The 9,605-nt window shown below is 63.7% G+C and carries 10 protein-coding genes and 1 tRNA gene; 7 read left to right on the top strand and 4 right to left on the bottom strand.

Annotation, left to right across the window (positions count from 1 at the left end):
• Window positions 1–144: 144 nt before the first annotated feature.
• Together FHS84_RS01010 and FHS84_RS01005 are read right to left on the bottom strand one after the other, a co-directional pair.
• Window positions 145–220: transfer RNA gene (locus tag FHS84_RS01010), tRNA-Ala, on the bottom strand.
• 115 nt (window positions 221–335) lie between these two features.
• Window positions 336–821, bottom strand: a complete 486-nt coding sequence (locus tag FHS84_RS01005) for a TIGR02300 family protein (RefSeq protein ID WP_166929369.1) — start codon at window positions 819–821, stop codon at window positions 336–338.
• Window positions 822–1,012: 191 nt separating this feature from the next.
• Between FHS84_RS01005 and aroA the strand changes: the two genes are divergently transcribed.
• The 5 genes from aroA to FHS84_RS00980 all read left to right on the top strand — a co-directional run bounded on the left by aroA (window position 1,013) and on the right by FHS84_RS00980 (window position 6,229).
• Window positions 1,013–2,353: a 3-phosphoshikimate 1-carboxyvinyltransferase gene (gene aroA / locus FHS84_RS01000; RefSeq protein WP_166929367.1), complete on the top strand. Its 1,341-nt coding sequence runs from the start codon at window positions 1,013–1,015 to the stop codon at window positions 2,351–2,353.
• Between the two features lie 11 nt (window positions 2,354–2,364).
• Window positions 2,365–2,925: a TIGR00645 family protein gene (locus FHS84_RS00995; RefSeq protein WP_166929365.1), complete on the top strand. Its 561-nt coding sequence runs from the start codon at window positions 2,365–2,367 to the stop codon at window positions 2,923–2,925.
• Between the two features lie 61 nt (window positions 2,926–2,986).
• Window positions 2,987–5,230 (top strand): glycoside hydrolase family protein, encoded by a 2,244-nt coding sequence (locus FHS84_RS00990; RefSeq protein WP_166929363.1) that lies wholly within the window; start codon window positions 2,987–2,989, stop codon window positions 5,228–5,230.
• A gap of 61 nt (window positions 5,231–5,291) precedes the next feature.
• Complete coding sequence (locus FHS84_RS00985; RefSeq protein WP_166929361.1) at window positions 5,292–5,942, top strand: nucleotidyl transferase AbiEii/AbiGii toxin family protein; 651 nt, start codon at window positions 5,292–5,294, stop codon at window positions 5,940–5,942.
• Window positions 5,939–6,229: a hypothetical protein gene (locus FHS84_RS00980; protein ID WP_166929359.1), complete on the top strand. Its 291-nt coding sequence runs from the start codon at window positions 5,939–5,941 to the stop codon at window positions 6,227–6,229. Before FHS84_RS00985 ends, FHS84_RS00980 begins: the two co-directional genes overlap by 4 nt.
• Before the next feature lie 6 nt (window positions 6,230–6,235).
• Here FHS84_RS00980 and FHS84_RS00975 read toward each other — a convergent pair whose 3' ends face one another.
• On the bottom strand, window positions 6,236–6,559 hold the full coding sequence (locus tag FHS84_RS00975; protein ID WP_166929357.1) for a type II toxin-antitoxin system RelE/ParE family toxin: 324 nt from the start codon (window positions 6,557–6,559) through the stop codon (window positions 6,236–6,238).
• Window positions 6,556–6,840 (bottom strand): type II toxin-antitoxin system ParD family antitoxin, encoded by a 285-nt coding sequence (locus tag FHS84_RS00970; RefSeq protein ID WP_166929355.1) that lies wholly within the window; start codon window positions 6,838–6,840, stop codon window positions 6,556–6,558. The genes FHS84_RS00975 and FHS84_RS00970 overlap by 4 nt, the downstream gene beginning before the upstream one ends.
• Before the next feature lie 114 nt (window positions 6,841–6,954).
• On the opposite strand from FHS84_RS00970, the gene cmk reads away from it, so the two are divergent.
• Complete coding sequence (gene cmk / locus FHS84_RS00965; RefSeq protein WP_166930122.1) at window positions 6,955–7,611, top strand: (d)CMP kinase; 657 nt, start codon at window positions 6,955–6,957, stop codon at window positions 7,609–7,611.
• A 135-nt stretch (window positions 7,612–7,746) separates the two neighbouring features.
• A complete protein-coding gene (gene rpsA / locus FHS84_RS00960; protein WP_166929353.1) occupies window positions 7,747–9,492 on the top strand; it encodes a 30S ribosomal protein S1 in 1,746 nt (581 codons plus the stop codon).
• The last annotated feature ends 113 nt before the right edge of the window (window positions 9,493–9,605 follow it).

Here is a 9,605-nt window from a genome sequence, read left to right as displayed (position 1 = left end):
CGCTGCTGCGCAGCGTGGAGCTAGATAGCAAAATCGTCGGAGGTAAGAGAGGCTTGCCGAGCCGAAGCTGCGCTATCCGAGGTCCAGCCCGACTTCGCCCTGCGGGCTTCGTCGCGGCAGCCTCCGCTGCTGCGCAGCGTAGGCTGGTGGAGCCAAGCGGGATCGAACCGCTGACCTCCTGCATGCCATGCAGGCGCTCTCCCAGCTGAGCTATGGCCCCTTATCCAGACTGTCCCGCCCTGGGAGGCGGGGGTAGGCAAATCAGGAACGCTTCTTTAAGCGCAACCGCGAAAAGTGTGAAGCGGTTTTCCCGCCCGGTTGCGCGACAAAAAAAGCTAGCGCTCGTCTTTCTCGATGTCGGCGTCAATGATGCCGCTGACATCGTCTTCGTCTTCTTCGACCTCTTCGAGCAGGCCGTCGTCGCCGTCATCCTCTTCGACGTCTTCGTCGTCGATTTCCTCAAGGGCGGCGTCTTCGCCTTCGACCACGCTCATGCCTTCGGCATGCTCGGGCTCCTCGGCGACTTCCTCTTCCTCGCCGTCTTCCTCACCGGTATCGAGCTCGGGCTCGCCCTCGATGGGTTCGACGATCGCCTCTTCCTTCTCGGCGACTTCCTCCTCGTTATCCTCGTCGTCGGTCTCGCCGGCGGGGACTTGAGCTTCAGCGGCTTCCGGCTGACGCGGACGGCGCTGCTTGTAGAGGGCTTCGGGCTCGAATGCGAAACTGCATTTCGGGCACTCGATAGGACGCTTGCTCAGGTCGTAGAACCGCGCTCCGCAAGACGGGCACACGCGCTTCGTACCAAGATCAGCTTTGACCAATGTCGGAGTCCTGTTCGCTTTCCGAAGGGCGGGTCGTTTGCCACGGTTGCAGGGGTCTGTAAAGAGCCCGTTTCAGGGAAATGTGCCGCGTCGCGGTCGCCGACGCCGCACCCCCCGCGCAGCGGAGAACCCCTTGACCCGGCCAACCGTTGGGCTAGGCCTTTTCCCCCTTGAGCCGGAGGATTTCCACCATGTCCAGCCCAGCCCGTCCCCTGAGAGGTTGCCGTTCGTCGGCTTTGACGGGGGCGGTCACCGTCCCCGGCGACAAATCGATCTCCCACCGCGCCCTGATTCTGGGCGGGATGGCCCTCGGAGAAACCCGGATTACCGGGCTTTTGGAGGCCGAGGACGTGCTCAACACCGCCGAAGCGGTCCGCGCTTTCGGGGCTTCGGTGGTCCGCCAGGGGCCGGGGGCCTGGAAGGTGTCCGGAACCGGCGTCGGCGGCTGGCGCCGGCCGGAGGATGTGCTCGATTTCGGCAATTCCGGCACCGGTTCGCGCCTCGTCATGGGCGCCATGGCCACCACCCCGGTCACCGCGGTGTTTACGGGCGACGCATCCCTGCGCAAACGGCCGATGGGCCGGGTCCTGGAACCGTTAAAATTGTACGGAGCCGAATATGACGCCCGTCCCGGCGGGCTGATGCCGGTCACCCTGAAGGGCGCCGTCGAGGCGATGCCGGTCGAGTATTTGGTGCCGATGGCTTCGGCCCAGGTGAAATCGGCAATGCTGCTGGCGGCGCTCAATGCCCCCGGCCGCTCGCGGATTTCGCAAAAGACTCTGACCCGCGATCACACCGAAAAGATGCTCGCGGCGTTCGGCGCCGACATTTCGGTCGAGCCCCTGCCGGACGGCGGCGAGGTCATCACCGTGGGCGGCGAGGCGGAACTGAAGGCGATCAGCGTGGCGGTGCCGCGCGATCCCTCCTCGGCGGCGTTTGCGATCGTGGCAGCGCTGCTGGTGCCCGGCTCCGACATTCTGCTTCACGACGTGCTGCTGAACCCGCGCCGCACCGGCCTGTTCACGACCCTGCAGGAGATGGGCGCCGATCTCGTGATCGTCAATCAGCGCGAATCGGGCGGCGAGCAGATCGGCGACATCAAAGTGCGCGCCTCGGCGCTGAAGGGCGTCGAAGTCCCGCCCGAGCGCGTCCCCGACATGATCGACGAATTCCCCATCCTCGCCGTGGCGGCGGCCTTTGCCGACGGCAACACCATCATGCGCGGTCTCGAAGAGCTTCGCGTCAAGGAAAGCGACCGCCTCGCCGCCATCATTGCCGGCCTCAGGGCCAACGGCGTGACGGTGCAGGAGCTGGAAGACGGCATGGTGGTCGAAGGTCTCGGCGGCGACGGCGTTCCCGGCGGCGGCACGGTCACCACCCACATGGATCACCGCATCGCCATGGCGTTTCTTGTCATGGGATTGGCCGCAAAAGCCCCGGTCACGGTTGACGACACGGCCATGATCGCGACAAGCTTCCCCGAGTTCGAAAATCTGATGGGCGGCCTCGGCGCGGTGTTCGCGGAAGGCTAGGGGAGAGTACGATGCGCGAGCGCAAGGGGCTGGAATACCTGCTGGAGAGTTTTCTGTTCGGGGCCCGCTGGCTGGTGGCGCCGTTCTATATCGGCCTCGTGCTGGCGCTGGTGATGCTGCTCGGCAGCTTCTGTTACGAGCTTTACGAAGGCCTGATCGTGCATTTCGCGCTCGATCCGGAATCCGTCATCCTGTTGGTGCTGTCGCTGATCGACCTGTCGCTGGCGGCGAACCTCGTCATCATCGTGGTGTTTTCCGGCTACGAGAATTTCGTCTCCAAGATCGACACCCACGGCGACGTCGATCGCCCCGCCTGGATGGGCACGCTCGATTTCTCCGGCCTCAAGATGAAGCTGATCGGCTCGATCGTCGCGATCTCGGTGATCTCGCTTCTGCGGGCCTTCATGGAGCTGGCCAAGACCGGCGCCGAGATGGACCCCAAGAAGCTCTCGTGGCTGATCGGCCTGCACATGACGTTCCTCGCCTCCGGCGTCTTCTTCGCCCTGATGGATTGGATCGCCTCCAAGTCCGAAGAAACCGGCAAGAAACACCACCTGAAGCCGGAGCCGTAGCAGCCACAACCATCGCGGTGTGCGACTAACGCAAGCGTAGGCGCTGATCGTGAAAACCGGTATGTCACGCCTCACGGCATTGGAGGCGCACGACATGTTCGGCAAGGCTTCTCTGGTTGTCTTTTGTCTGCTCGGCATGGCCGCGCAGGCGGCACCTCCGATGGAATTGGGCCGCGTTGACGGCGGACCTGCAGTCGCCTTCGTCCGTAATGGCCCAGGCGATTGGGGGCTGCGGATCGACGGCACGCCGCGCATCGCGCAAGCCCGCCCCGCACGCGTCGAAATCCTCCACAACGGGCAGGTGCCGCAGTCGCTGGCAGCGGGATACAAGACCCTGCGCCGCACGCCGGATGGCGTGGTCGCTGAAGCCGATCTCAAAGAGCATGGCCGCGCGCTGTTCCACATCCGCGACGTCTGGACGATGCACGGCGATGTCGTGACGGTGTCGCGGCAGGTTCAGGTGATGGCCGACGGGCAGGGGGGATTTGCCTCGTCCATTGCGTTCGACGTCGAGCGCAGTGTCGCCTGGAACGACGTGAAATTCCTGGCACCGGGCATTCTCTATGCCGACCCGACCTTCGACGGCCCGCGCTCGCCCGGCGGCACCTTAAATTTTGCGGCCCATCGTCTGGTCGTCCGCGAGGATATGCTGCCGGCGCCGCTGTTTGCGATGGCCTTTGCCGGCGGATGGTCGGTTTCGATTCTCGATCCGTCGCCGCGGGGCGACACGACCATGGCGGATACGACGCTGAGTGCGCCGATCCTGACCGACGCCCGTTTCCAGTTCGGCTCCTTGGGCGCCAAGCAGGTCGAAGACGGTCCGGTCCAGTTCGGCTTCGATTTCCCCGGCAATGTCGGATTGTTCGGGCCGCCGCTGCCGGATAAGCCGATGATGTCGGCGCCGTCGCCGGTACGGCGCTATCATCCGATCGCGCGTGGTGTCGACCACCACTATCAGGTCGCGTTCCGCATTGCCCACGACGGTTCGTTCCCGCAGATGTCGCGCAATGCCTGGCGCTGGGCGTGGCAGACGCTGAAGCCGCCGGTGACGCCAATCGATGTCGCCCAGGTGCGAACGGTCCTGCTCGACCACTTGCAGGCCAATTCCGCCACCATCGGCGGCCGCACCGGCATTCCGTTCGTACTCTCGACCGTGACCGACAAGCTGCAATGGAACTGGACGATGATCGGCATGGGGTTCGTCAGCAAGAATCTCGAATGCGCCGACCAGTTGCTGCGGGAGGGCGACCGCGATCCGAGCGAACGCGGGCAAAAGATGCGCGCCACCGGCCTCGCCATCATCAAATCGATGATCGAAGCGCTGCCGACCGTTCCGCTGCAGGGAACCGGCTACGATCTCGCCACCGGCAAGGTGTGGGATCACGTCTGGCTGTCGCCCTATTTGCGCAACGCAACGGAAGACATGCGCGTCTTGATGCAAGCCTACGCGCGCGAAAAGGCGCTGAACCGCGATCACCCCGAATGGCTCGCCTGGGTGAAGAATTATTCCGATTGGCTGATTCAGCAGCAGCGCGCCGATGGCTCGTTTCCGCGGCGTTGGGAGCGCGGCAGCAATGCTGTTGCCGAGGCGAGCGGAACCGCCAGCTACGCGCCGGTGCCGCTGCTGGTGCTGATGACTGCCATCACCAAGGATCCGAAATACCAGGATGCGGCGCTCAAGGCCGGGGAGTTCGTGTGGTCGAACTGGGGCCAGCGCGGACTGTTCGTCGGCGGCGCCAGCGACAATCCCAACATCACCGACAAGGAAGCCGGCATGTTGAGCCTGGAGGCCTATCTCAGCCTCTATGACGCCACGCACGACGCCAAGTGGCTGGAGCGCGCCAAGGCCGCCGGCGATTTCGCCGAGAGCTGGATCTGGATTTGGAACCTGCCGATGCCGGTCGATGCCAATAACGCCGATCTGCACTGGAAGAAGGGCGTTCCGACCGTCGGCTTGCAGGGCATCACGGCGCTCTCGGCCGGCGGCGCCGACGAGTATCTCGATTGGGCGGTGCCGTCCTATGCCAAGCTCTATCGCCTCACCGGCGACACGCACTATCGCGACGTCGCGCGCGTGCTGTTGCACGACACCAAGTCGATGGTGGCGCTGCCGGGCCGGCTCTACGACATGAAGGGACCGGGCTGGCAGCAGGAACACTGGAGCATGGGCCCCGGCTGGCATGGCCGCGGCGTCGGCGGCCACCGCTTCTGGCTGCCCTGGGTCTCCGCCAACCACCTGCACGGCATCACGGTGCTGGAAGAAACCGATCCCGCCCTGTTCAAGGAATTTTCCGAAGGGAAGTGAGGGAATTCGTTGTCTACTGGAGCTCTTGGTTGGTCGATGACGTCCGGCCTATAGTGAACTGATGGGAACACCGTTCGCCCCCCGCCTCGACATTTTGCCCCCCGCGCAGCGACGGGTGTGGGACGAACTTGGCGAATTGCCGGAGCATTTCGTGCTCTACGGCGGTACAGCCATCGCGCTGCAGCTCGGTCATCGTGCGTCGGTGGATTTCGATTTTTTCTCCGACCGATCGCTTGATCCCGACGTTTTGCTGCCGTCGTTTTCGTTTCTCGGCGGTGCGGAGGTGATTCAACGTGATCCCGATACGTTGAGTTGCCTTGTCGACCGAGGCGGGCCGGTCAAGCTATCGTTCTTCGGCCTGCCGAAGTTGAAACGCCTCCTGCCGCCGCTGATCGCCCCAAACGCCGTGCGCATAGCCTCGCTCCGTGATTTGGCGGGGGCAAAAGCGCGGGTCGTCCAGGTGCGGGCGGAAGCCAAGGATTACATCGACATCGATGCACTGATGGCGCACGGCGTTTCCCTGGCTGAGGCACTTGCCTGCGCACGAGCGATCTACAGCGACAGTTTCAATCCGCAAATCACGCTCAAGGCGCTGTGCTTCTTCGAGGAAGGCACTTTGCACGCTCTGCCGCCCGCGGTAAGAACGCGACTGGTCCAGGCGGTCGCCAGAGTCGATCTCGACCGGCTGCCGGACATCGAAGGTCTCTCATGACCCCGATTCCGCTCAACGACGAGACCGCGGCACTGGCCAGAAGGCTGGTGTGGTTCGAGCCGCCGGAACAAGCCTTGGCCGATCCGGTGCGGTTTCTGGCCTATGCTTTCGCGCGGGCGACGCACGAGGACATGAACATTCTGCGCCGCTATCTGACCGAAGCCGATTTTCGCGAAGCCTTGCTGAAGGCGCCGCCGGGCATTATCGACCCGCGTTCGTGGTGCTATTGGCATGTCCGGCTGGGCCAGTATCCTGCGCCCGCCATGCCGGAACGCAAATTCGGCTGAATGGCGTCACTTTGGATCGTCGCCTTTTAGCAGGTGAGCGAAATCTCGGCCGCCGTAGAAAATGCCGAGAATAGCGACCGTGTATGCTCCCTGATCTACAGAATAGGCGATCGTAACCCGTCTGGCGTAGCTGGTTGTTCGCAGGTTGGGGCGGATATCACTGCGCGGGCTTCCGCGTTCGGGAAAGGCTCGGAGTTCCAAGCACTCTTGGACCAGTTCGCCGACGAAGTCTTCCGCCCGCGCCAAGCCGCTGTGATCAGCGATGTAACAGTAGAGGTCATCGAGGTCCTGCTCCGCATTGGGTGCAAAAACGACCTGATATTCTTTCATTTCCCGCGATTGGACAGCCGGGCCCGATAACTGGCGCGCAGTTTGGTCATCACGTCCTTGCCCGGAATGCCCCCTTCTTTTCCCGCTGCGAGGTCATCATAGCTCTTGGCGACTTCACCGCGAAGCCAAGCCTCGACCATCTCGTCTCTCGCCTTGAGGATGCGTAGGCCATCGCGGATCACTTCGCTCTCGGTGGCGTATTCACCGGACGCGACCTTCTCTTTGACCATCGCCGCCATGTCGTGGGGCAGGGTGATGCTGAGCGGGCTGGTATTGCGCATCGGGGTGTCTCTCGGTGTATGATTTAATCATACACGTGTGTGTGGCGTCCTTCAACCTTCCCTCCGCCCTCGATTGGCAATAAGCGTTTAGGGAACAAGGACACGGACATGACCATCATCATCGCCGTTGACGGACCCGCCGCGTCGGGCAAGGGTACGCTCGCCAAGAAGCTGGCCAAGCATTTCGGCTTCCATCATCTCGATTCGGGGGCGCTGTACCGGCTCGTCGGGCTCGGGGTGGCCGAGGCGCATGGCGATCCCAAGAAAGAGGCCGACGCCGTCGAAGCCGCCCGCCATATCGATCATCGCCGCGCCGACGATCCGGCCATCCGCACCGCCGCGGTCGGCATGCTGGCCTCAATCGTTTCGGCCCATCCGGCGGTCCGCCAGGCGCTGCTCGATTACCAGCGCACCTTTGCCAAACTGCCCCCCGGCACGGTGATCGACGGCCGCGATATCGGCACCGTCGTGTGCCCGGACGCCACCGTGAAGCTGTTCGTCGACGCCTCTGCCGAAGTCCGCGCCCATCGCCGCTGGCTGGAACTCAGCGCCGCCAATCCCGGCGATCCCCCTGACGAAGCTCGCCTTTTGGCCGAAATCCAGGAGCGGGACGCGCGCGACCGCACGCGCGCCGTGGCGCCCCTGAAGCCGGCCGATGACGCCCAGTTGCTCGACACCTCCAATTTGGATATAGACGCTGCGTTCGCGGCAGCCCTCGCCCTGGTTTCTCCAGCGGTCGAGAACGTGCTGGCCTCGTCTGCCAAGGGGTAAAGGAGACCCGGCGGGCGCTGTCGTCAGCCTCCCGAACTTTTCTGAAAACCAACCGCCATGCGGGCGATCGCGCGCGCGTGGAAGTCCGTCCGGAGCGATCCGGCCGGCAAACCCGTTTGAACATTTAGAGGATCCATGGCTCGCCATCACAACTCCGTCACCAAAGTCCGGGATGAATCGATTTCGTCCCCCAGCCGCGATGATTTCGCGGCCATGCTCGAAGAGAGCTTCGTCACCCAGTCCCCGGCCGAAGGTTCGGTCATCAAAGGCAAGATCGTCGCGATCGAAAACGACTTCGCGGTGATCGACGTCGGGCTGAAGACGGAAGGCCGCGTTTCGCTGAAAGAATTCGCCATGCCGGGCATGGCGCCGAAGGTTGTCGTCGGTGACGAGGTTGAGGTCTATCTCGAGCGCGTCGAGAATGCGATGGGCGAAGCCGTCCTGTCGCGCGACAAGGCCCGCCGCGAAGAGAGCTGGGTCCGCCTCGAGAAGGCGTTCAACGATCAGGCGCGCGTTCAGGGCGTCATCTTCGGCCGCGTCAAGGGCGGCTTCACGGTCGACCTCGACGGCGCCGTGGCGTTCCTGCCCGGTTCGCAGGTGGACGTTCGCCCGATGCGCGACGTCGGCCCGCTGATGAACCAGCCCCAGATGTTCCAGATCCTGAAGATGGATCGCCGTCGCGGCAATATCGTCGTGTCGCGCCGCGCCGTGCTCGAAGAGCGCCGCGCCGAGGAGCGTTCGTCGCTGGTCGCCTCCCTGCAGGAGAAGCAGGTGGTCGAAGGCGTGGTCAAGAACATCACCGACTACGGCGCGTTCGTGGATCTCGGCGGCGTCGACGGCCTGTTGCACGTCACCGACATCGCATGGCGCCGCGTCTCGCATCCGACCGAAGTTCTGTCGGTCGGCCAGACCGTCACCGTGCAGATCATCAAGATCAACCACGACACCCAGCGCATCAGCCTCGGCATGAAGCAGCTGCAGACCGATCCGTGGGAAGGCGTTGCGGTCAAGTATCCGCAGGGCGTCCGCTTCAAGGGCAAGGTCACCAACGTCACCGATTACGGCGCCTTCGTGGAGCTGGAGCCGGGCGTCGAAGGTCTGGTCCACGTTTCGGAAATGTCGTGGGTCAAGAAGAACGTCGCCCCGTCGAAGATCGTCACCCCCGGTGCCGAAGTCGACGTGCAGGTGCTGGAAGTCGATTCCAACAAGCGCCGCATTTCGCTGGGCCTGAAGCAGACCCAGGACAATCCGTGGCAGGTGTTCGTGGCCGAACATCCGCCGGGAACCGTCGTCGAAGGCGAGATCAAGTCGATCACCGAGTTCGGTCTGTTCGTGGGCGTTGCCGACGAGATCGACGGCATGGTCCACCTTTCGGACCTTTCCTGGGACAAGGCCGGCGACGTCGCCGTGCAGGACTACCAGAAGGGCCAGACCGTCAAGGCGAAGGTGCTCGACGTCGACGTCGAGAAGGAACGCATCAGCCTCGGCATCAAGCAGCTTGACCAGGATCCGATGGAGAAGGCCGGTCCGCTGCGCAAGGGTTCGGTGGTCACGGTCGTGGTCACGGAAGTCAACGACGGCGGTGTCGAAGTGCAGCTCGACGGCGGCGCGCGGGCGTTCATCCGCCGCTCCGATCTGGCGCGCGACCGTGCCGATCAGCGTCCCGAACGCTTCGGCGTCGGCGACAAGGTCGATGCGCTTGTGACCCAGGTCGATAAGGCTAGCCGCCGCATCAGCCTGTCGATCAAGGCGCGCGAAATTTCGGAAGAGAAGGAAGCCGTTGCTCAGTACGGTTCCTCCGACGCCGGCGCCAGCCTCGGCGACATCCTCGGTGCCGCTCTGCGCAAGCACCAGGAAGAGGAAGAAGACGGCGACAAGTAAGCCGCTTCTTCAGCAAGCGTTCGAAAAGCCCGGAGAGCAATCTCCGGGCTTTTTGTTTGGTTCGGGCACGCGTCCTGGCGCCGGGCGAAAAACTCACACAAAATTGTGCTTTA

Origin of the sequence: Rhizomicrobium electricum (assembly GCF_011762045.1) — a bacterium.
Classification (GTDB): Bacteria; Pseudomonadota; Alphaproteobacteria; order Micropepsales; family Micropepsaceae; genus Rhizomicrobium; species Rhizomicrobium electricum.
This window is presented reverse-complemented; position numbering and strand designations above follow the sequence as displayed.